15 protein-coding genes and 2 pseudogenes are annotated in these 22,158 nt (G+C 48.4%); 8 read left to right on the plus strand and 9 right to left on the minus strand.

Annotation, left to right across the window (positions count from 1 at the left end; genetic code table 11):
* From KUL93_RS07475 to corA, 9 genes and pseudogenes are all read right to left on the minus strand, one after another.
* A pseudogene (locus tag KUL93_RS07475) lies at nt 1-194 on the minus strand (IS481 family transposase); the annotation flags it as partial.
* Between the two features lie 109 nt (nt 195-303).
* Nucleotides 304-3,783 (minus strand): glycosyltransferase, encoded by a 3,480-nt coding sequence (locus KUL93_RS07480; RefSeq protein ID WP_217126448.1) that lies wholly within the window; start codon nt 3,781-3,783, stop codon nt 304-306.
* A gap of 37 nt (nt 3,784-3,820) precedes the next feature.
* The gene (locus KUL93_RS07485) at nt 3,821-4,915 is read right to left on the minus strand and encodes an FkbM family methyltransferase (RefSeq protein WP_217126449.1); all 1,095 of its coding nucleotides are present in this window, start codon (nt 4,913-4,915) and stop codon (nt 3,821-3,823) included.
* The gene (locus KUL93_RS07490; RefSeq protein WP_217126450.1) at nt 4,912-6,045 is read right to left on the minus strand and encodes a Gfo/Idh/MocA family protein; all 1,134 of its coding nucleotides are present in this window, start codon (nt 6,043-6,045) and stop codon (nt 4,912-4,914) included. Before KUL93_RS07490 ends, KUL93_RS07485 begins: the two co-directional genes overlap by 4 nt.
* On the minus strand, nt 6,038-7,219 hold the full coding sequence (locus tag KUL93_RS07495) for an ATP-grasp domain-containing protein (protein WP_217126451.1): 1,182 nt from the start codon (nt 7,217-7,219) through the stop codon (nt 6,038-6,040). The genes KUL93_RS07490 and KUL93_RS07495 overlap by 8 nt, the downstream gene beginning before the upstream one ends.
* Nucleotides 7,220-7,266: 47 nt before the next feature.
* Nucleotides 7,267-8,523, minus strand: coding sequence for a radical SAM protein (locus KUL93_RS07500; protein ID WP_217126452.1), 1,257 nt, complete (start codon nt 8,521-8,523; stop codon nt 7,267-7,269).
* 18 nt (nt 8,524-8,541) lie between these two features.
* Nucleotides 8,542-9,702 carry an iron-containing alcohol dehydrogenase gene (locus KUL93_RS07505; RefSeq protein ID WP_217126453.1) on the minus strand — a complete coding sequence of 387 codons (1,161 nt, stop codon included), beginning with the start codon at nt 9,700-9,702 and terminating at the stop codon, nt 8,542-8,544.
* Nucleotides 9,703-9,705: 3 nt separating this feature from the next.
* Complete coding sequence (locus KUL93_RS07510; protein WP_217126454.1) at nt 9,706-13,617, minus strand: glycosyltransferase; 3,912 nt, start codon at nt 13,615-13,617, stop codon at nt 9,706-9,708.
* Nucleotides 13,618-13,666: 49 nt separating this feature from the next.
* Entirely contained in the window at nt 13,667-14,629 is a 963-nt protein-coding gene (corA, locus tag KUL93_RS07515) for a magnesium/cobalt transporter CorA (protein ID WP_217126455.1), read from the minus strand.
* A gap of 827 nt (nt 14,630-15,456) precedes the next feature.
* Here corA and KUL93_RS11800 point away from each other — a divergent pair.
* The 8 genes and pseudogenes from KUL93_RS11800 to KUL93_RS07550 form a co-directional block, all read left to right on the plus strand.
* Nucleotides 15,457-16,452 (plus strand): annotated as a pseudogene (locus tag KUL93_RS11800) (diguanylate cyclase domain-containing protein); the annotation flags it as partial.
* Nucleotides 16,453-16,606: 154 nt separating this feature from the next.
* Nucleotides 16,607-17,065, plus strand: coding sequence for an EAL domain-containing protein (locus KUL93_RS11805; protein WP_430408206.1), 459 nt, complete (start codon nt 16,607-16,609; stop codon nt 17,063-17,065).
* Nucleotides 17,066-17,143: 78 nt separating this feature from the next.
* Entirely contained in the window at nt 17,144-17,617 is a 474-nt protein-coding gene (locus KUL93_RS07525; protein WP_217126457.1) for a 4Fe-4S dicluster domain-containing protein, read from the plus strand.
* 13 nt (nt 17,618-17,630) lie between these two features.
* A complete protein-coding gene (locus KUL93_RS07530) occupies nt 17,631-19,481 on the plus strand; it encodes an aldehyde ferredoxin oxidoreductase family protein (RefSeq protein ID WP_217126458.1) in 1,851 nt (616 codons plus the stop codon).
* A 75-nt stretch (nt 19,482-19,556) separates the two neighbouring features.
* Nucleotides 19,557-20,858 (plus strand): NAD(P)/FAD-dependent oxidoreductase, encoded by a 1,302-nt coding sequence (locus KUL93_RS07535; protein WP_217126459.1) that lies wholly within the window; start codon nt 19,557-19,559, stop codon nt 20,856-20,858.
* Between the two features lie 9 nt (nt 20,859-20,867).
* Nucleotides 20,868-21,125 (plus strand): MoaD/ThiS family protein, encoded by a 258-nt coding sequence (locus KUL93_RS07540; RefSeq protein WP_119335444.1) that lies wholly within the window; start codon nt 20,868-20,870, stop codon nt 21,123-21,125.
* A 56-nt stretch (nt 21,126-21,181) separates the two neighbouring features.
* Nucleotides 21,182-21,433 carry a hypothetical protein gene (locus tag KUL93_RS07545; protein ID WP_217126460.1) on the plus strand — a complete coding sequence of 84 codons (252 nt, stop codon included), beginning with the start codon at nt 21,182-21,184 and terminating at the stop codon, nt 21,431-21,433.
* A 15-nt stretch (nt 21,434-21,448) separates the two neighbouring features.
* Entirely contained in the window at nt 21,449-22,156 is a 708-nt protein-coding gene (locus KUL93_RS07550; RefSeq protein WP_217126461.1) for an ABC transporter permease, read from the plus strand.
* Nucleotides 22,157-22,158 lie beyond the last annotated feature (2 nt).

A 22,158-nucleotide genomic window follows, 5' to 3' on the forward strand; every position in this document is an offset into this window, starting at 1 on the left:
GTTTCGCGTTCCTTTTGCAGTGCCCTGAGGTTCGAGACCCCGTGGCGACGCAGGCAGCGATCGAGCGCCGAGCGGCTCAGATTGGGGTTGAGGAAGGTCAGGGCAAGCTCGCGGTGACTGACCGAAGCCGGTGCTTTTTGGATCTCGAGACGAATCCGCGGTGTCGTTCGGGCGTTGGCATGAATGCGCGGCATGGCTATGCTCCTTCGTTCAATGCTTTCCAGCCTTGGAACAAGCGCTCAAGGAGTCGGTACGCTTCGAAAAGTTTAGCACGACTTCGTATAATGATATGGGATCTGACAGCTAAGCTGATAGGAAATTTTTGCCAGATACCAAAATATCATTCCACAAATATATAATATTATCAATTGAAAAATTGTTGGCAACCCAGCTGTTAAATTTTTCAGCATCTTCGACAAGAGAGTAACGATCATTGAAATAATGAAGGATTTCGATTATCCAAATATTGATTTCTTTAGGAAGAAATTTAATGGGTGAATTTTCTAAATACTGTGAAATTGAGTCTGAGGAAAGTAAAGGAGTACCAATGGCGGCGAATTCAATCATCAAAGGCAAGAATTTAGGTAAATCATCAGGGGAAATGTCTGGTAAAATTACTAATTGCAAGTCGAGTTCGAATAATTCTTCAGGATTATTATCGCAGGGTTTCAAAAAACAATAATGTACATTTTCTAGATTATATTGAGTAGTAATTTTTTCTTTAAAATCGTCGAGAAACAAAAAAGTCCAATCTACAAATTCGCATGTTCTTTTTACAATTTCTAAGATAACTTGTATCGAAGCTTCATTTATCAAAAGACAGCCGCTTTTTAATTTATAGGTTGAAAGAAAGTTTTGTGTTTTTATTTTTTTTTCATAAAAAAAACACCATTTTTGGTAGTCAATAGCATCAGGAATTGTATAGATTGGAATTTTTTTTGAAATATTTATGAGTTTTTGTGAAATGTAAGAGTGATTGGTAATAATTCCATCGATGTATTCTTGTTGATACTCGTATAAAACTGTGGCAAGTTGTCTGGAGAAAATTATACTGATATCAGAAATGCTTATATAGATTTTTAGATTTGAGTGTATTCTTTTCCAAGCCATTACTCTTTTGTGCAAATCTGTTTCAAGACAATGGTGAAGTAAAATAGTATCAGGTTGCATTTTCATAACTTCAGTGACGCTTGGAAGACGAACTTTATAGAGTATTTTTGCTTGGACCCAACCATTATCAACAAGTTTTTTAAATGGTAAATAGATTCGGCTGTTGTGACATTTGTCATCGTTTGAAAAAGCAAGAATTTTTAAACGGTTTTTTTGGTAGTGTTGCCAAGAGATTGGAAATGTTAGATCAAGATCTGGCGTGGTTTTAGAAAAGTCGAAATGTATGGATGAGGAGATACAGAATTGAAAGTTGTCTCTATGAATGGAGAGAAGTGTTTGATGGTTTCTTTCAATTTCTTCATAGTGTTTTTCTTGAGCAACATATGTATTTAATAATTCCGATAAAATAGCATTGTCATAATGTTTAATTTTACTTAGCGGTTCAACAAGTACATCAAGACCTGATTTTTTAGCTTTTAGACAATAGTCAATCTCAAAATCAGCAATTGGAAAACTGCTGAAGTTGAAACCGCCAAGTGACTCAAAAACAGTTCTTTTTGTGCAAAAACATACTGAGGTAATTGCGTCTACTTTATGTAAAAAATCCAATTCATTGTAAAAGCCTTTTTCGGTAATCGGCTGGTTAGCATAGGCTGGTCTTGCAACATCCCACAATCTGCTTGATCCAAGCCAAACTCCAGCAGACTCTATTAAGTGGTAATTTCTTTGAACAATTAAAGGGCCAACTGCAGCAATGTTTTGTCTAATAGCTGCAGAAACCAGTTGGGATAGCCAGTTAGATTGACAAATTTCAACGTCAGCGTGTAGAAAAACGAGAATATCTCCTTTAGCGTGCTGAGCACCGACCATGTAAAGGCGAGACAATGAATACTCAAGGTCGTCAGTAATTATTTTTGTATTTTTATGAAGTTCAGTAATAGTATTAATAAACTCAATAATTCTAATGTCAGAAATCTTATGCAATACAAGCACTAATTCATAGTTAGGGTATCGAGTTTCATGAATAAGTTTTGGAACAGTATTAATGATCAAATCGAAAAGATTTGGAATAGGCATTACAATGCTGACAAAAGGTTCAATAACTAATTGGTCTTTTGTTAGTTTTGGACTACAAACATCGTTATCTACTTTATTGCAGTAAGGAATACTAACCAAAACTTCAGGAATATGCAATATTTCACCTAATTCATTGTAGTGAAGAACTGCTTGAATAAAAGAAAGCAAAGGTGTAAATCTGATCTGGCTAATAAGTAATGTTTTAAACCAGATTGTCTGGTCAATATAGGTAAACTCTTCAAAAAAGATTCTATCAAAATCCGGCTTAAATTTCGGATTTTTTCGTATACCAGAAGTAACGTAATCATGATCACAATAGATTGCTGCAGCGTTCTTGTTTGCAATAAAATAATCACAAATGAGATACAAAGATTCTGGAGATAGTTTAAATCCTGGGGGAAGTATTGAAAAAAAATCGCCTATCAGATCTGTTGGTAAATTTTGTACAACAAATTGAAACGCATTTTCTGGATTAAATGTATTAACATGAATCCATCTTAGAAAATCAGTTGAATTAAAAAGTGGATTTGGAGGTGGTATGTCAGAAACCACGATCCATCTCCAATTCGAATATAGCTGATCTCTTAGAGAATCAGAGCTATCTGCTAGTAGATCTAAATCTTTTGATGAGGCAAAGGTTATTATTGCGACCAATGGTTTTTTCTCCCAAGTAAAAATCCGCTCAGCTATTACCTCAGCATCTACAAGCTGCAATGATCGCATTTCTAACCACTTATGATATTGATCGAGTTTTATTTTCCTTTTTGCATCTTCTGCAATATTTTCCCATTTTTTAATTTCAGATTCTATATATTTTGAAAGATCATTACGACAAAAAATTTCTGCATCGATTTTTCTTTGTTTTAATGTGTCTAAGGTGGAAATCGCAATACGCCATTCATACTGTGTTTTATTTTCAGGTGATGTTGAGATTCCTCCACCAAAACGATATTTTAGAAGTGGCTCAAACCAGTAAATTAATGATTTTTTTAAATAGGCTCTGAAAGTAATAGTCTGATCATCATAGATATTTGGGAAGATGTATGGTGATTCCAAAATTAGCGACGGAGTAAATGCGGCTGATCCTCCAATTACAAGTCCGTGTGAAGTAGGATTAAGCGCTATCGATTTTTCATCAAGAATCCTCTGATTAATCGGCGGAAACCAAATCCCCTTACTGCGATTTTCGTTATCAATGATTTCAACTGGTGTATGGATCAGTGCGAATTTATTGCAGCCAAGTTTTGTCCATATTTCAGTTAATACAGATACTCTGTTGGGCAGAGAGATATCGTCACCGCCTTGAGGAACAATAAAATCAACCAGTTTAGAAAGTTCCTGTACTGCAATGAGACCGTGTTTGGTCACACCAAGGTTCTTTTTTCTTCTTATTATTTTATAGTCGTGTTTGCATTTTTTTTTCAAAAAGAAATTTTTGATTATTTCAAATGAGGAATCAGTGGATGCGTCGTCAGTAACATAAATTAGTAGGTTCGGGTAGTTTTGTGAAATGGCGGACTCTAATGCGTCTTCGATGAACTTTTCATGATTGTAAACTGAAATGTACAAAGCGACGCGCGGATATTGCTTACTCATCACAACTTCCATACTTCATAAATTAACTATTTATTAACTATTTTTGAATAAAATACATCACTGACTCAGTTATTGATTCGCTATAATGTCTCAATTTGATTTCATAATTATTTTTAAAATCTAAAACTAGGCGAGGAATTTTCCAAAAGTCGCCAGGTCGATGATAAACAGAAATAGCTAATCTACAGTTGGAATTTGTAATCGTTTTTTTTGCTCCCCTTAATGCATTTAGTTCCGCCCCTTCAATATCCATTTTTATGTATGTAGGTTTTTCAATCAAAATGTTATCGAGTAAGTCCAAATCCACTATGGCATTTCCATTATTTGATAAATGAGATGATGAGCCATTTCTAAAAAATTTAGCTTTGGTCGATTTATCATATAATCCAAAAGGATAACAATAAATATTTGGAAATGATTTCAAATTCTCAAGACATTTTTGATAGTTTTCAAGACATGGTTCAAATAGATGGATAGATCGGTAGTGAGAACACTTTTCTGCAAATAAACGGGAAGTTTCTCCTTGATAGGCACCAGCATCAATAAAAACCTCATCATATTTTTTTAATTTCAAAAAATCTTCAAAATATTGTTTATTACGATTCACTTTGACTTTTTCTATAAGCGTCAGATCATATGTCAACCTAAAGATTATTAAATAATACAAAATTTCTCTAGATTCTTGTTCATCGATTATGTTGAAAAGCCATTGATAATTTTGAACGTTTTCCAAAAATTCATTCTCAAATTCTTCATTAAAATTGATTTCCGGAAGTTCTAATTTTGTAACTTTTAAAAAACAAAAATAATCAATGTTTTCTATGCCAAGAGCATCTAATTTTTTTTTCGCTTGAATAGGCCGTTCTCCTGCAGCATTTAAAACAATAGCATTTCTTGGCAATTCATGAGTTTTAAATATAGGAAGATTGCAATATGATGTTTCTGTTGTGAAATCGTCAACAACGCCGTTTATTTTAAGTTTTGAACAAATCTTTTCAGTATATTTATTTCTGCCAAGAACAAATTTCGGTAGATTTGATTCATATAGAAATCTTTTGCAGGAGTTCTCTTTTTCACTAGGAAAACGATGATTAATAGCTGCTTTATAAATATCAAACGTATTAAATCTCATAATACTTTCTCCACTGTTCCTTTTTTTGCAGATCTTGCTATGGCTTCAAGAAAACGCAAACCATCTATTGAGTGTTCAATACCGAATATATATTTGTTAGAATGTTTTTTTTGTAATTTGAATTGACGTAATGAAATGGCGATGTCATAATAATAATTAGCCAATGCCTCTATGAATCCCGATGGATGGCCAGCTTTAAATCTTTGATATCTTTCATGATTTGCGACCGATACGATTGGGGAAGCTCGATCTACCCGGATCGTATTTCCGTGCAGATCTGTTAAAAATAAGTACTCTGGATTTTCTTGTATCCATTCTGCACTTCCTTTAGATCCGAAGATTCTAATTTTAAGTCCATTTCTGTAACCTAATGCGGTTTTCGTGTACCAAAAGTTACCTATAATATTTTTTTCAAATTTTGATATGCAATGTATCGTGTCTGTAATTTTGAAATTGCCGAAATTTTCGGCAATTGCAAATAACTCAATAGGTTGCGAGTTAGTTAAAAAATAGGTAATCATGTATAAATGAATTCCTAAGTCAAGTGAAATAGTTGGAATTTCACGATCAATGAGTCTCCAGTTTTGTGGAGTTAGTGGTTGGTTATTGTTTAATAATCGTACAAAAGAATCCTGCGGCATTTCACAAAGTATTTGATTAATTTTTCCTAACTTACCTTCCATTATTTTTGCCTGTAATTCGCGTACCATTGGGTATCCAGTATAGTTATTTATTACGACTAAAAAACCACTATTTTCTTCTAAGATTTTATTGAGTTCGATTGCTTCGTTAGTGGTTGATGTAAGTGTTTTTTCACATATTACTGGAATTTTATTTTTGATGCACATTTTTATATGGCTGAAATGTTGATGTTGCGGTGTTAAGATAACTATCGCATCTATATTTTCCAACTCATTTTCGATTAATTTTTCAATGTCGTCATATGCTTTGTCTATAGGTATACCATATGCTTTCGCCGTTTCTTTTGAAATTTCAATATTTCGACTAAAGCATCCTGCTGTCAGTTTAAACTTACCATCGAGTTCTATCGCTATTTTATGTGCTCTGCCAACTGCAGAGTTAATTCCACCACCAATAAATGCAACTCGTAAACTATCGAATTTAGACACTTTTGGTCCTTTCTTCAATGACACTAATTCTTTTTTTAATTATCGGCATCAATTCGCGCATTTGTTTTGAACTATCAAATTCAATAAAAACAATGCCAAACTTATCATGTGGTGCTGGATTTAAAAATTCTCCACTTTTCTTTAATGGAAAAAAATCAACTTTACTAAATGGTATATTTTTAAATGAAACACCGTAAATTGATAATTTCTTGTTAGCTGTTATTGTATATCTGCCTACATGTTTAGTTTTTCGATTTCTAAAAAACTGAAAATTTTCATTTATAAATGGCTTTAAAAAACTTTCATAGTAATTGAAACCGGTAGCCTTTTCTAATAGCAAACCAAATAAGTCTCCTGGACACCTTCTCATTATTTCAATAAATGTGATATAGTTCCCGTTTGATATAAACTGAGTATGTATTAAGCCATCTGTTAGGTTAAGACTTTTTGCAAGCAAGTTTATATTTTCTCTTACAATTTTTTTTGCAGTTTTAGAGAGTGTTGAAGGGTAGTATGAAGAGTTAACTTGATATGGATATGTTGTACAAAATTCATCGACGAAAAAATCTAAAGCAATAGCTTTGTTTTCTAAAAAAGCAGAATGGCTATGAAGTTTACCCTCTATAAATTTCTCTGCAATTAAGATTTTTGTGTTGTACTTTTTGCTAATTTTTTTAATGATAGTTTTTATTTCTTGATCATTATTCACGAACTGAATTCCGATTCCGCTAAATAGATTAATCGGTTTTATTAAATATGGAGCATTTATATTTATTTCTATTTGGTCGATATCTTCTATATTAATAATTTGAAACTCTGGTATAGGTAATTTAAGAGTTTTTGCTATGGTTCTAAACTCATTTTTATGGTGTAATTTTTTTGTAGTTTCGAATGTATCAAAACCAGGAAAATTATATTTTTCTGATAGTATTGATCCAGTCAAATAAGAGTAATCATTGCATGTTGGAATAATGTAATCGAATTGTTCGTTTTCAATTATTTTAATAATGTTTTGATAATTGGAATAGTCAGCGTAATAGGATTTGTCTGCAAATTTATGGCATGGATCATTTTTTTTGTTGCCGCATACATGAACTTTGAACCCTTTCTTTTTGAGTAAAAAGAAAAGAGGGATAGCGCTATAACTTGATCCTAATAAAAGAGTTTTTTTCATTTCTGTTAATCCTTCACAATTTTATTGGTCTGTTATATACAAACAAATTAAATTCGCTCAATCGTTCGAACTCCTTCTTTTTCTACAACTTTAATTGCGACATCAAAAAACCGATGCATCCCATGTTGCATACACTTATTACAGAATCCATTTGCTTTGCGATTTTTTAGAATTTCTTCAAGCGGGATGTCTAGAAAGCTCCGTGTCAAAGTGGGCTCCATAAGATTACTGCAGTGAACTACTGATGTATCCCATCTGATTGTCGGGAAACATTTGATCATGAAGCATGGCCGATCTTTTACAGACTGTGCGTAAGCTAACTGTTCTTCAATGGAGTAAAGAAGAAGATCATTTGCAATTTTCATCGTTTCTGGGATAGGCACGCCATAGAGAACATGATGTAGCATTTTTTCAGGAAATACGTGGGCTAGAATAGGTTCAAAGTAGAAACCGAGCTGTTCTGCAATTTTTTTAACCTCATCGAAATCTTTGTTTATATTGTCTTTGTAAATGTGGTACGAAATTCTGACAAAAGTAGCTGGTGAATGTTTTTCTATGTATTCTTTAAGCTTATATAGGTTTTTTTCAAACTTCTTCCATTTTCCGCCTGTTCGTGCAATTTCAAAATTTCTTCCGGTTCCTGAGCAAGGTACTATTAATACGTCTGGTTCAGTTTTAATAAGTTTTTCGAGATTTCTTATGTCCATTAAATTAGTTGAAATCTCAACAGATATTCCTTTATTATGAGAAATTTCAACAATTTTAGGTAAGTCTGGATTGAGAAGTGGTTCCCCCCATTGATACAAATATACTGAGTTTAAAAAAGGTATTTCGTTAGACAATTTATGAAGAACTAATTCGTATGTTTCTGCTGACATCATCCCGCCGCGTTTGTTTGCTCCCGGTAATCCCATGTTGCATGTAATGCATTTCAGATTACATATTCCAGAGACTTCAATTGTTGGGTAAAAATCACAAAGATCCGTTGATAAGAAAAACGTTTCTCCGCGAACCCACCCGTTTTTAATGCAAAATTCTTGTGCCAATCGTCTAATTTCTCTATGCTTTGCTGTGATTATAATTATAGCTTCATTAGGTGTAAAATTCGAAAAGAAATCATCCGGGTGAATGACTGGGTATCCAAAATGCACTGAGTCTTTAAATTTTCTTGAGTCAATAAAACCATTAACTTTGAGATTCAAAAAGTCAAGACGTCTCACAAAACCTTTGCCTTCAAGGTTGGCTGAATAGATAAATATTTTTTTTGTACGAATGATTTTTTTAAAATCTTCTGGTGTGATCATGTTCATTTTTCCTGTAATTTATGATCGAGAAAGAATTATTTCTTTGATTGCATTGATATTTATACTTCTGTTTTCTCCGAGTGGGGTAAATTCTCTTTTTGAGAGGTTGCTGATAACATCAGCTGCCACTTTTTTCGCATCGAGAGATAGAGATGAGAAACGAGTTGGTACGCCTAGGCTTTCAAAAAAATTATCTGTTTCGATAATAGCCATTTTTGCGAGTAGATCTTCATCGCCTACCATACCCCATACCCGATTAGCATATTGAGCCAACATCTTTTTTTTGTATTCAAAGTTCCACTCCCATACACCACCAAGGATTAATGCCAGTGTTTGTGCGTGGGTTAAATCGTATAGTGCTGTAATTTCATGGCCAATGAAGTGCGTTGCCCAATCTGTGGGTACGCCTCTACTAAGTTGACCACTGGCTGCTTGTGCTGCGCACCACATCGATGTCGCTCTAAGTTCGTAGTCGTTTGGATTGGCTAGTAAATCGTGTGCAATCTCTTTTATTGTAACAAGCAGCGCCTCTCCAAGTCTGTCTTGTAATGGTGCTTTTCTGGGCCAAGTTATATACTGCTCTAAGACATGTACAAACATGTCAACGATTCCAAACGCTGTTTGTTTTTGTGATAAAGTGAAGGTGGTTTCTGGGTCTAGAACACTGAATCTTGGATACAGTTTATGTGAATAGAAAGAAATTTTTAATTTTTTTGAACGATTGCTCAGTACAAATGCATTGTTAAATTCAGTGCCAGAACCAGGTACTGTTTGAATGCATCCAAATGGTAATACTCTATTTGGTTCAGTTTCATTTTTAAGGAGAATCTGCCATGGATCCTTTTTCTCATAGTAAAATGCCAATGCAATATACTTAGCTGCATCAATAACAGAACCACCTCCGGCTGCTAAAATAAATTCAATGTTTTCTTTTCTAGCTATTTCTAATGCTTTCATGCAAGTTTCTATGTCTGGATTTTGCTCAATACCGAAAAACTCAATAACCTCTTTATCCTGTAGAGCCTTACGTATCTGTTCAAGAACTCCGTTTTTTTTGATTGATTCTTTTCCGCATAGTAATAATATCTTTTTTTCATTTTTCATTTCGTTCCTAATAAGACTTATTGATCCTCTTCCGAAAATAATCTTTGTGGGATTATATGAGTAAAAATTATTCATAAGTCACCTTTTGGTTATATTTTCTAAAAACAAATCATTCCATTTTGTGATCGTTTTGTCAATTATATAGTTTAAAATGACCCAATTGTGGAGATCTTTTCCATTTAGTTTTCTATTTTTTAATTGGGATATTATTGTTTCTATCCATTCTTTTGGTTTGTTTGGAAGACGCACAATTGGGGGATTATTGGTTTGGTATGGCCTGATATCTGTGGCAATTACCGGATATCCCAAAGCCCCATATTCGATAATTCTCAAGTTACTTTTTGCCTCATTAAATTCATTGTACTCAAGTGGTGCCAAGGCAAGATCGAGATCGAGCTCTGCCATTTTCTTGGGGTAGTCGTGAAAGTCTACCCAGCCGTGCTTTTCTGCAACCAGGTGTTCGAATTCAGGAAGCCACATGCCCATGAAAACCCAATGGACTTCGTCTTTTGTGGCTTCGATCACTGGGATCAGCAGTTCCAAATCGCCACGGTGTTGCATCGCACCGACCCAGCCAACGCGTGGTTTGCGTGTGAGTCGTTCGGGATCCTGCCGTTTCCGTTCGAGTTCTTGGTAGAGCGGCTCCCACGTCTCCCATTCAATCGCGTTGGGAATGACATGGACCTCGGTGCCAGGGGCGATATCGGTCACCAGTTCGGCAAGAGGGTCGGTGCTAACGACGACCGCATCGGCAAGCGCAAACATTTTGCGTAGGCGCGCCCGTGCGTCTGGCGTGGTGCGGCGCGCAAGGTGGTACATACTGCTTTTTTGCGGAACAGCGTCTAAGCGATCGTCCATGCCGAAGATGAGACGCAGGTTGGGGTAGAGGCTTTTCCAGGCTTCAACGGTCTCTTCGACTGCTGGTCCGAGCCGTTGGTGGAGCAAAATCACATCCGGTTTGAGTTTGCCGAGTTCGCTTACGCTCGGCAAACGCGCTACCTCTTCGGGTACCGATTCGGCTTGTACCCATCCGGCGCGCACCAAGGCTTTCAGCGGCATGCGAACGCGGTACTGGCCGCTTCCCCCTCTGACGGGGAAGCCGAGCACTTTGATGCGGTTGGTGTGGTGGCGCTGCCAAGAGAGCGGGAAATTGAGGTCGAGCGTAGGGGTTGTGGCGGCGTAGTCGAAGTGCAAAGATGCGAACGGATCGACGACAAGCCGTTCGCCCCAGCGCGCAAAGAGCGCACGGTGGGTTTGCGTACGTGCTTCTTGGTGCTGAAGAAGCGCCAAGGGTTTGCGCAACATCCGCCCAACGACGGCGCTCTCGTGGTGGATGAGGCGGCTTAAGGGTTGGACACGGATTTCGAAGCCGGCTGCCTCGGCTTTGAGGCAATAGTCGATTTCAAAGTCGGTCAGCGCAAAGGTTTCTTGATCAAAGCCGCCGAGTTGATGAAAGAGGGTTTTACGGGTGGTAAATCCCACCGAGGAGAGGGCGCTCACCCGGTGGGGGAGTGCAAGCTGTTTGAGTGCGCCCGTGTCGTTGAGTCTCGTTCCGCGGTAGGCAGGGCGTGCCGGAGCCCAGAGGTCGCTACCGCCCAGCCAGTAGCCAGCGTTGTCGATCAGGCTGAATTCGGGCTGCACAAGGAGCGGCCCAACGGCCCCTACTTTGGGGTCGAGGGCTTCGCGCACCAGCCGCTCCAGCCAATGGGGTTCGCGAGCTTCGATGTCGCAGTGGAGAAAAACCAGGATCTCACCGTTTGCTGCCGCTGCGCCGACGTTGTAGAGGCGCGCCAGCGCGTAGGGGTTTTCGTCGCGCACGATTGTGACGTTCGGGTGGTGCGCGCCGATTTCGGCAAAGAGCGCGGCGATGTCGGGGTCTGTGGTGGCGTGATCGACCAGGATCAGTTCCCAATCGGGGTATTGGGTGTGTTCGATGAGTGAGGTCACCGCCGCTTCGGCCAGGTGGTAGACGTCGGCAACCGGCATGATCACGCTCACTTTGGGCAAGAGGCTCACTTGCCGTTCGATCCGCCAGGTGTCGGGTAGAAGCCCGGGCAGAATCGTGACCGGTTGCTGGGTACGGGCAAAATGGTCTTCGAGCGCTAAGCGGCGCGCGAGCGCCTCTGGCGATTCGGCGCTGGGTTCGGAATCGACGGGGGCAGGTCGTTGGTTCGTCGCTTCCGGAATGGAGAGGAGCGGCTCAGCGATGTGGTGGATACGCGCTTCGGGTCTTTCACTGAGGCGCAACAAGGCGTCGTACCGTTCGGCGTTCGGGTAGGGTTGCAAGCCCCCCAGCGCGATGAGGGTTTCGGTGCGAAACCATACGGCGGGGCCGATGTAGTCGAAGCCGTAGAGGAGTGTCCGATCGAAGTCGGGTTTGAACCAAGGGCTGAAGCGGGTCTCTCCTTGAAGATGGTCGTGGTCGCTATAGACCGCGGCAACTTGGGGGTGGTCGACCAACGCTTCGGCAACAAGGAGCAGCGCTTCGGGCGCGAGTTGAAAACCGGGGGGGAGCATGGCAACCGCATCCCCGCCATATTCGGGCAGTAGCGCATTGACCGCCTGCGCGACGATTTCTGGTGCGTCGAGGGTGTCGAGTTGCAGCCAACCCAGGAAATCGGCTTGTTCGAAAATAGGATCGGGAACCGGTTGGTCTGAGACGACGATCCAGCGCCAGTGGGGGTAGAGTTGCGTTTGCAGTGAATCGGTGGTCTGCGCAAGAAGCGGGAAGTCGCTCTGCTTTGCAAAAGTGATGAGGGTGATCACTGGCCGCTGGGCCCAGCGCATCATCCGTTCTGCGAAAACCTCTGCGTCTGCTTCTTGCAGAGAGCGGCGTTTGCGCCACGCTTCGTAATGGTCTTCGGGGTTGTAGATCGCTTCCGGTGTGGGGATGGTGACGGGGGAAATGGTCAGCTCGTGGGGCGGAGGAAGCTCTTTTTCGGGGGGTAAGACGGTGTTGAGGATCGCGGCGTACTCGGCAGCGTGGCTTTCGAGGGTGCGGTGGTCGCGCACGTAGGCGTAGGCAGCTTCGCCCAGTTCCTTGCGCGTTGCGGGGTTTTCGATGAGGTCGATGAGCGTTGCGAACCAAGCTTCCGGATCGTTGGGGAGGACTTTGGCCAACCCAAGCGCTTTGGCTTCGCTAAACGGCGCGACGTCCGAGCAGACGGTGGGAACCCCCAAGGCGCTGTATTCGACCCATTTGAGGTCCGATTTGCAGCGGTTGAACGGGGTGTCGTCGAGCGGCGCCAGCGCGATGTCGAGGTTAAATTTGGCGAGCGTGGGGAGGTAGTTCCAATAGTCGACGGGGGTTTTGATGAGGCGGACGTGTTCGCACGCTTCAAGGTCTTGGGTCCAGGCCCCCATCAGGACGATCTCCACCCGCTCCCGGTAGAGGCTGGCGATGCGCAGAAGCGCGCTTTCGATCTTTTTGAGGTCCAGTGTGTGGCTGGCGGTACCAGCAAAACCGATGCGGATGGGGGCATCGCTCTGTTTCGCTGGCCGGGCACGGCGAGCTTCCGCGATGAACTGGGCGGGCAGGTGATTGGTGAAGAGGTGGCACGGTCGATGCGGCGCCCCCAGGGTTTCAGCAAGGGGTTGGGTGGTGGTGATGACAGGGAGTTCAGGAAAATTTTTGAGGAACTTGTCGATTGCGCCGATGATGCTTGACGCATAGTAATTGAATTCGGGGTGGTTGGGCGTCAGCGCGGAGAGGTTGTCGTCGATTTCAAAGAGGCAGGGGTAGTTAGGGACGAGCTTTTCGGTGACGAATTCGTAATGATGGACGTTGACGAAGTCGCGGTGAATGAGGTAGAGGTCACAGCCCTCCTCGAATTGACTGGGGGAGGGGATGAGGCGAAAGCGGACGTGGTGCGCCAGCGCTTTGAGCGGATTGAGGATACGCAGGTTGGGGAGGAAGTGGGAAAGCGAATGCGGCGAGCAGACGCCAACAGTGATTTTTTGCCCAAAGTTTTGGGTTTCGATAATGGGCATTCGGGGCCTCCTCCTGCGTTTTTCTTTATTATAACGAGCCGCAACCGCGTTACAACCACCCTTTGCGCTTGAAGTAAAGGTAGGGTGCGATTCCCGAAATCACCATCATCAGGAGCGCCAGAGGATAGCCTAGCTCCCAATGCAGTTCTGGCATGTGATCGAAGTTCATGCCGTAGATGCTGGCAACGAGCGTGGGCGGCAGGAAAACCACCGCAGCGATCGAGAAGATTTTGATGATCTGGTTTTGCTGGATGTTGATGAACCCCTGTGCGGAGTCCATGAGAAAGTTGACTTTTTCGAAGACGAAGGTGGTGTGGCTCATCAGGGTTTCGATGTCGCGCATCGTTTCGCGGCAGTTTTCTTGCAGTTCTGGGTTGCTGTTTTTGAGTTGCCGCAGGAGGTAACCCAGCGCCCGCTGGGTATCCATTAGACAGAGCCGGATCCGTCCGTTGCTGTTTTCGATTTTGGCCAAGCGGTCGATCGCTTCTTCCAAGTCGGCATTCTCTTCTTCGAGCACCATCACGCTGACGTCCTCGAGCCGTCGGTGAAGGTCTTCGATGGTGTCGGCCAGGTTCTCGACTTTTTGTTCGAGAATGGTCACAAGTAGCGTCATCGGGTCGCTGGCCGGGATTTGTCCATGCCGGGCGCGCATGCGCAGCAGACGAAAGTCAGCAAGCTCTTCTTCGCGAAAGGTGATCAACCGCTGCGGTTGCAAAATGAATGCGACCGTTGAGGTGATGTGCCGTCCTTCTTCCTGGGCAAGGAACAGCGAGTGGATGTGCAGCCCTTGTTGGTCTTCGAAGAAGCGGGCTGAGGCTTCGATTTCTTCGACGTCGTCGACGTCGGGCAGTTCGGCGTTGATGATGCGCTCGATCTGAGCGCGCTCTTCCGGGCTTGGGTCGATCGCGTCGATCCAAAGGGCGCGGTTGAGCGAATCGGGACGCTCGGACGCGTTTTCCGAAAGGCGGAGTTCGCTGAGACAGCCGTTCTTGCTGGTGAATGCGCGGAGCATGTGGTGTGACCCTGACCTATTTTGCGGCTATTATAGTGTATGTCATTGACGAAACCGTGACGAAGGGTGAGATGAAGCAGCGGCCGGTCCGTTTTTCCCGCTATTTGTCGCTGCGGCTTTTTGCCGTGGCGCTCTTGACCGCGCTGGTGGCGGGGGTTGGACTACTGGTATTGGTGGTCGCGCCGCTCCTGGTGGAACGGGCAAATGCGCTTTTTGCCGCCCGGACCGCTGCGGTGGAACAACAGATGCGCGCGTCGTTCGCTCCCTTGACGACGCTGTTGCGGGTGGCGCCCCCAGCGAATTTTGGGCCAAAGCCGTATGACGGGCTCGACCGTTTCATCGCTCGCGCCCGGACGGTCATCGAAACCGTTCCGATCGTGACTTCCATGGTTGCGGGAAACGAGGCGGGGGTGGGGTGGCTCTATCTGGCGGTACCGGAGTTGCCCCCTCTGGTTCGGTTGACCGACCGGACGGAGTGGGGGGATCGGCACCGTTTTCTGTTCCTCGACGAGCAAGGGAAAACGGTCCGAGAGGAAATGCGTTGCCTGCCTTATGATCCCCGGGATCGCGCGTGGTATCGGTTGGCACAAGAACATCCAGGTCAGGTGGTATGGACGGAGCCGTACCGCTTTTTCACGACCAAGGAGACTGGGGTAACGGCGTCGATCGGGTGGCGGGATGACCGCGCCGGTTTTGCTGCAATGGGGTTCGACGTCCGGTTGGTCGAGTGGCAACAGGTAGCGAGGGATGCCGCCGCACAGCTGACAGGGCGGGTTGTGATCAGCGACGGCGCGGGTCGGGTGATCGCCGATTCGCAAGGGATTGCCATGGCATCTGAAGCCGGTGAGAATGACGTGTTGCCGCAATTGCCACTGGCACAATCCCCATGGTCTGAGCTGTTGCGCCATTTTGGGAAGGCCACGCTCTTTTTCGACACCGGTACGTGGTGGGTGGGTACGGTTCACGCTTTGACGGTTCCTGGGTTGGCGTGGCAGGTGTGGTTGTTTACGCCACTTACGCATGTGATCCCCGATTGGTACCTCTGGGCTGGCGGTTGGCTTTTGGTGGTGGCGTTCAGTTTTTTGTTGGCACGGGTGTTGAGCGTGCGTTGGGCCAAGCGGTTGGCAAAGCCGCTTCAGACGTTGGCTGCTGCGGCAGAGGCGATCGGCAAACAGCAGTTCGATACTGCGGTGCCGCGTCAGCAAGCCGTTTGGGAACTTTATCTTTTGGCGCAAGCGCTCGACGGGCTGCGACGGCGGTTGCGGGTGGCAGTGGGGCGGTTGGAAAAGCAACGCGAGGTTCTGCATCAGCAAATAGCCGCGCTCAACGCGTTGGAAGAGCGGCTCTCGTACGTAGGGCTACATGACCCGGTCACGGATCTTCCCAACCGTCGTCTTTTCGTGGAATCGCTCAAGCAAGCAGTACTGCGCGCGGCACGGCAGCGGACACGGCTCGCGGTGCTTTTCATCGATTTCGACCATTTCAAGACGTTGAACGACACCCATGGGCATGAGGCGGGTGATCGCTTCTTGATCGAGATGGCGGCGCGTTTGAAAGCGACGGTGCGGCGCAGCGATCTGCCGGCGCGTCTCGGTGGCGATGAGTTTGCGGTGCTGCTCGACGGTGCGAGTGAAACGGAAGCGATCGCGGTGGCGCGAATGTTGCTTAGCCGCCTCTCTGAGCCGGTCACGCTGGAACATGGCTGTTGGCATGCCAGCGCGAGTATTGGAATTGCATGCTTTCCTGAGCATGGAAGCGACCCGCAAGCACTGTTGCGTGCCGCCGACCTGGCGATGTATTGGGCAAAAGCGGCAGGGCGTGGGCAGGTGGTGTGCTATGCACCGGAAAAAGACGAAGCGTTTCATGCGCAAGAGTGGATCCGAAGCGCACTCAATGGTGCGGAGGCGCGTGGGGAGCTCTCTTTGTGGTGGCAGCCACATTTCCGTGATTCAGTTGGCGCGGGCCGATTTTGCCACGATGGTCAAGGAGGTGCTGGAGCGCTTCGATGTCCCGCCGTCGGCGCTGGAACTCGAACTGACCGAGTCGATGATGGCAGATATGCCCGTAGCGCGCACGCGATTGGCCGAGTTGGAAGCGCTTGGGGTGCGGTTGGCGATCGACGATTTCGGAACAGGCTATTCGTCGTTGGCCTATCTGAGCGCGCTGCCGTTCGACCTGTTGAAGATCGACGCGATGTTCGTTCAGGCGATCGGTTCGTCGTCGGCAGCCGATGCGCTGGTCGAAAGCTTCGTGCGGATCGCGAAAGCGCTTCAGATGGATACCGTCGCCGAAGGGGTGGAGCGTGCAGAGCAAGCCGACTTTTTGCGGCGCAACGGAGTTGCTTTTGCTCAGGGCTATTTCTTTGCCCGTCCAATGCCGTTTTCGGCTTTTCGTGATTGGATGTTGCGGCGCACAAGTTCTGTTAATCGCTCTTGAATTTTTTCTTATCACGTCGTAAGCTGTACGTCACTTGGTACCCCGTTTTGCGTATTCACACCAAAGAAGGAGACTTGCATGTGGAAGGTTCTGGCGATTGACCCGGTGAAATGCACCGGTTGTCTGCAGTGCGAGATGGCTTGTTCGATCGAAAACTACGGCGTGATCGCAACGAGCAAATCCCGCATCAAGGTGTTCAATTTCGAGCACGAAGGCAGAAAAGTCCCTTATACCTGTACCCAATGTGCCGAAGCGTGGTGTCTGCACGCGTGCCCGGTCGATGCGATCCGTCTGGACCAAGGCACGGGGGCCAAGGTGGTCGACGAAGGGACCTGCGTGGGATGTAAAGTGTGTACGATCGCCTGTCCGTTTGGCACGATCAATTACGTGCAGGAGACCGGCAAGGTGCAGAAGTGCGACCTCTGCGGCGGAGATCCAGCGTGCGCCGCGGCGTGTCCTACCGGCGCGATCACCTATGTGGAGGCCGACTGGGCGGGGTTGAACAAAATGCAACAATGGGCAGCGAAAACCGCCGCTGCGGTGTTGGCGTAAGGAGGAGGGTGCGATGGGTTACGCAAACCGCATTTTGCGCGTCAATCTGACGACGGGGACCTGCCAAGCCGAACCGCTCAACGAAAAGTGGGCGCAGTTGTACCTGGGGTCGCGGGGGTTGGCAAGCCGGTATCTGGTGGCAGAGGTCGATCCAAAGGTCGATCCGCTCTCGCCCGAAAACAAATTGATCTTTGCTACCGGGCCCCTCACGGGGACGATTGCCTCGACCGGTGGGCGCTACACGGTGGTGACGAAAGGGCCGCTCACGGGCGCGATCGCCTGTTCCAACTCCGGGGGATTTTTCGGCGCCGAGCTGAAATTTGCCGGTTGGGACATGATCATTTTCGAAGGGCGTGCCGAAAAACCGGTCTATCTCTACGTGGAGGACGACCAGGCCGAACTGCGGGACGCCTCCGAACTGTGGGGCAAAAGCGTCTGGGAGACCGAGGAGTGGATCAAGGCGAAACACCAAGATCCGCTGATTCGCGTCTCTTCGATTGGCCGTGCTGGGGAGAATCAGGTGCTCTTTTCGTGCATCGTCAATGACCTGCACCGCGCGGCCGGGCGTTCCGGCGTGGGCGCGGTGATGGGTTCGAAGCACCTCAAAGCGGTGGCGGTGCGCGGCACCAAAGGGGTCAAGGTCAAAGATCTCAAACGGTTCCTCGAGGCAACGAACGCCGCCAAACAGGTGCTGGCGATCAACCCGGTGACCAGCCAAGGGCTACCGAAATATGGCACCCAGGTGTTGATGAACGTGATCAACGAAGTGGGGGCGTTGCCCACACGCAACATGCGCGAAGTTCAGTTCGAAGGGGCCGATGCGATCTCAGGCGAAGCGATGCACCGCCCGCGGCCCAGCGACGGTAAACCGCAACTGGTGACCAACGCGGCATGCTTCGGGTGCACGATCGCGTGTGGACGGATTTCGAAGATCGACAAAAACCACTTCACGGTGAAAAACAGCCCGAAATATTGGGGGGCGTCCGGAGGTTTGGAATACGAAGCAGCCTGGGCACTGGGGGCCGACACGGGGGTCGATGACCTCGAAGCGTTGCAGTATGCGAACCTCTTGTGTAATGAACAGGGGATGGATCCGATCTCGTTCGGTTCGACCGTTGCGGCGGTGATGGAGCTCTATGAGCGCGGCGTGCTCACCGCGGAACAGATCGGTTTTCCGGCACCGTTCGGTTCGGCGGAAGCGCTTACGAAATTGGCCGAACTGACCGCGAACGGCGAAGGGTTCGGTCGCGACGTCGGGCTGGGTTCGAAGCGGCTCTGTGAGAAGTATGGCCACCCGGAACTCTCGATGACGGTCAAAGGGCAGGAGTTTCCGGCGTACGACCCGCGGGGGATCCAAGGGATGGGGTTGGCCTACGCAACCAGCAACCGCGGCGCGTGCCATCTGCGTGGCTATACCGTGGCGTCGGAAATCCTGGGTATTCCGGAGAAGACCGACCCGCTTACCACGGAAGGGAAACCGGAGCTGGTGAAGGCGTTCCAGGATGCCACCGGTGCGTTCGATTCCGCTGGGATCTGCGTGTTTACCAGTTTCGCCTGGACGGTTGCCGACATCGCGCCGCAGCTCAACGCGGCGATTCCGGGAGAATGGACACCAGAACGGCTGCTTGAAGTGGGCGAGCGGGTCTGGAACCTGGAGCGGTGGTTCAACACGCGAGCTGGCTTTTCCGCAAAGGACGACACGCTGCCGAAACGGCTGCTCGAAGAGCCGGCCTCGACTGGCCCCGCGAAAGGGATGGTGAACCGCTTGGGCGAGATGCTGCCGAAATACTACGAAGTGCGCGGCTGGACCGCAGACGGTGTGCCGAAGCCGGAAACGTTGGCCCGTTTGGGTGTCGACGTGTGAACGGGGTCTTAGCGTAAACACCGATGGGGCTGTTGCGGGCATGCGACAGCCCTTTTTGCTGGGAGGAGTTGTGTGATGCGTCATCTGATTTTGGGTAATGGCCCGGCAGGGGTTGTCGCTGCGGAGACGCTACGCCGGTATGCGCCGGAAGATGAGATCATGCTCTATGGTTGTGAGGGGGAGCCGCCCTATTCGCGGATGGCGATCCCGTACCTTCTGGAAGGGAACATCGACGAGCGTGGAACGTATCTGCGCAAACAAGAGGGGTATTTCGCGGCGCAGCGCATTACGCTGCGTGAGGGACGGGCGGTGGCGGTGGACACGGCCGCGCGTACGGTGCTTTTCGCGGACGGACATCGCGAGCATTTCGACCGCTTGTTGGTGGCTACGGGTTCTTCGCCGATTCTGCCGCCGATTCCCGGGATCGATCTGCCCGGGGTGACTCCGTGCTGGACTTTGGCCCATGCGCGCGCGATTGCCGAGCGTTTGCAGCCGGGGGCACGGGTGGTGCAGATGGGCGCTGGTTTTATCGGTTCGATCCTGTTGGAAGCATTCGTCAAAGCGGGTGCAAAGCTCACGATCGTCGAACTCGGTGATCGGATGGTGCCGCGGATGATGACGCCCGTGGCGGGAAACCTGATTCGCCGCTGGGTCGAGGAAAAAGGGGTGCAGGTGTTTACCGAAACGCGCATCGACGCCATTGCGCTGGGTGCGGGGCAGGGTAACGACACCGCTGCGGGACCGGATGGCGCACCGCTATTGGTGCAGCTGTCGAACGGCGAACGGTTGCCAGCTGACTTGGTGATCGTGGCGGCTGGGGTCAAGCCGAACGTGGCGTTCCTGGAAGGAACACCGGTGCATGTCGCAAGTGGCGTGCTCGTCAATGAGCGCATGGAAAGCGCAGGGGCTGGGATCTTTGCCGCCGGCGACTGCGCCGAGGCACCCGACCTGTTCACGGGTCAGCACTTGGTTGCTGCGATTCAACCCAACGCGGTGGATCAGGCACGGGTCGCTGCGGTCAATATGGCCGGAGGGCACGCTACCCTCAAAGGGGTGTTGGCGATCAACGTACTCGAAACCTTGGGGCTGGTGTCGACCTCGTTTGGTCAGTGGCAGGGGGTACCAGAGAACCAGGGCGGGAGCGGCGTCGAATGGGTGGACGAAGCGGCGTATCGCTACCTCAGCTTGCAGTTTCAAAAGGACCGGCTGATCGGGGCGACTGCGATCGGTCTTACCGAGCATGTAGGGGTCTTGCGCGGTCTGATCCAAGGGAAGGTAGCGCTTGGGCCGTGGCACGAGCGGTTGTTGGCGAACCCATTGGCGTTCGTCGAAGCCTATCTGGCACGGGCACAATATTCGGCGTTGTTGGCTGCATAAGGAGACAGTGTGACCCAGGTGACGTTGAAGCTCTTCGCCTCACTCTCCGATTATTTGCCGGCGGCAGAGCGAGTCGGCAACCGTGTCGTCGTCGAGGTGGCCCCGGATGCGACGGTGGCGCAGTTGCTCGACCGCTTTGCAGTGCCTGCCGAACAGGCCAAATTGGTATTGCGAAACGGCGTCTATCTGGCTCCGGAAGAGCGGGCCACGACGCGGCTGGCCGATGGCGACGAGATCGCGGTCTGGCCGCCGGTGGCGGGCGGGTAGGGCGCGGCATGCCCGAGCAGCATGGGACCGTCTGGGTTCCGCTTCAGGAACGAGAGGTGACCGCAAGCGAGGCTGAGTGGTTGCGCGCGCTTCGCACTGCGGCACCCAATATCGAGGTCGATAGGATGTCCCAAGTTGCCTGGGTCGGGTCGCTTCGCTGGCAGTGGCAGGTGGTGTCCCCGTTGCAGCTGGGCGCGTTGTCGCTCCCCCGACTTCGGGTCACCGTGTTCGCCGCGCAAGAGGTGTTCGCTGCCGCGCAGCAATTGCTGGCAACGCTGGATGCGCGCATGCGGCGCGGCGGAGGGTAAGGGGCGCAGCCGCGCATGAATCACGCGCTCGAGGCGTTGTCGCAAGCACTCACATTGGTCGTGCGCTGGGATGAGACGCTTGCGTCGATCGTCCGGCTTTCGCTCGAAGTAAGCGGCTCGGCGCTCTTTTTTGGCGCGCTGCTCGGGTTGCCGCTCGGCGCGGTACTCGGGGCGACCCAATTTCGCGGGCGTGGGTTGGTGGTTGCGTTGCTGCAAAGCCTTTTGGGGGTGCCCTCTGTCGTTGTCGGCGTGGTGGTCTTTTTGTTGCTTTCCCGCGCTGGCCCGCTGGGGTTCTTGGGATGGCTTTATGATCCAGCGGGTATGGTGGTGGCGCAAACCCTGTTGGTCGCGCCGCTCGTTGCGGCGATTACCCGCCAGGTGGTAGAGGGGGCGCGCGAGCGGTTGGCGGAAGAGCTCACGATGATGCGGTTGGGGTTTGCCGAGCGGCTCTTCGCGCTGATCTACGACTGCCGCTTTTCGTTGCTCTTGGCCCTCTTTTCCGGTTTTGCCCGCGCGGCGAGCGAAGTGGGGGCGGTGATGATCGTCGGCGGCAATATCGAGGGAATGACGCGGGTGATGACCACCGCGATCGCGTTGGAGACGGCGAAGGGGGATTTGACGTTGGCGTTGGCGTTGGGCATCGTGCTGGTAGGGATCGTCGCGACGATTCACCTGGTAGCCAGTGGTCTGGAGGCGCTGGCACGGCGGCGCGCCGAGGGGTGAGG

It is taken from the genome of Hydrogenophilus thiooxidans, assembly GCF_019049855.1.
GTDB lineage: Bacteria > Pseudomonadota > Gammaproteobacteria > Burkholderiales > Rhodocyclaceae > Hydrogenophilus > Hydrogenophilus thiooxidans.

What these genes read in the sequence shown, in the direction of transcription:
- KUL93_RS07480 (WP_217126448.1), bottom strand. Translation starts at nt 3,783, where the DNA reads ATGAGTAAGCAATATCCGCGCGTCGCTTTGTACATTTCAGTTTACAAT.
- KUL93_RS07485 (WP_217126449.1), bottom strand. Translation starts at nt 4,915, where the DNA reads ATGAGATTTAATACGTTTGATATTTATAAAGCAGCTATTAATCATCGT.
- KUL93_RS07495 (WP_217126451.1), bottom strand. Translation starts at nt 7,219, where the DNA reads ATGAAAAAAACTCTTTTATTAGGATCAAGTTATAGCGCTATCCCTCTT.
- KUL93_RS07500 (WP_217126452.1), bottom strand. Translation starts at nt 8,523, where the DNA reads ATGATCACACCAGAAGATTTTAAAAAAATCATTCGTACAAAAAAAATA.
- KUL93_RS07505 (WP_217126453.1), bottom strand. Translation starts at nt 9,702, where the DNA reads ATGAATAATTTTTACTCATATAATCCCACAAAGATTATTTTCGGAAGA.
- KUL93_RS07510 (WP_217126454.1), bottom strand. Translation starts at nt 13,617, where the DNA reads ATGCCCATTATCGAAACCCAAAACTTTGGGCAAAAAATCACTGTTGGC.
- corA (WP_217126455.1), bottom strand. Translation starts at nt 14,629, where the DNA reads ATGCTCCGCGCATTCACCAGCAAGAACGGCTGTCTCAGCGAACTCCGC.
- KUL93_RS11805 (WP_430408206.1), top strand. Translation starts at nt 16,607, where the DNA reads ATGGTCAAGGAGGTGCTGGAGCGCTTCGATGTCCCGCCGTCGGCGCTG.
- KUL93_RS07525 (WP_217126457.1), top strand. Translation starts at nt 17,144, where the DNA reads ATGTGGAAGGTTCTGGCGATTGACCCGGTGAAATGCACCGGTTGTCTG.
- KUL93_RS07530 (WP_217126458.1), top strand. Translation starts at nt 17,631, where the DNA reads ATGGGTTACGCAAACCGCATTTTGCGCGTCAATCTGACGACGGGGACC.
- KUL93_RS07535 (WP_217126459.1), top strand. Translation starts at nt 19,557, where the DNA reads ATGCGTCATCTGATTTTGGGTAATGGCCCGGCAGGGGTTGTCGCTGCG.
- KUL93_RS07550 (WP_217126461.1), top strand. Translation starts at nt 21,449, where the DNA reads ATGAATCACGCGCTCGAGGCGTTGTCGCAAGCACTCACATTGGTCGTG.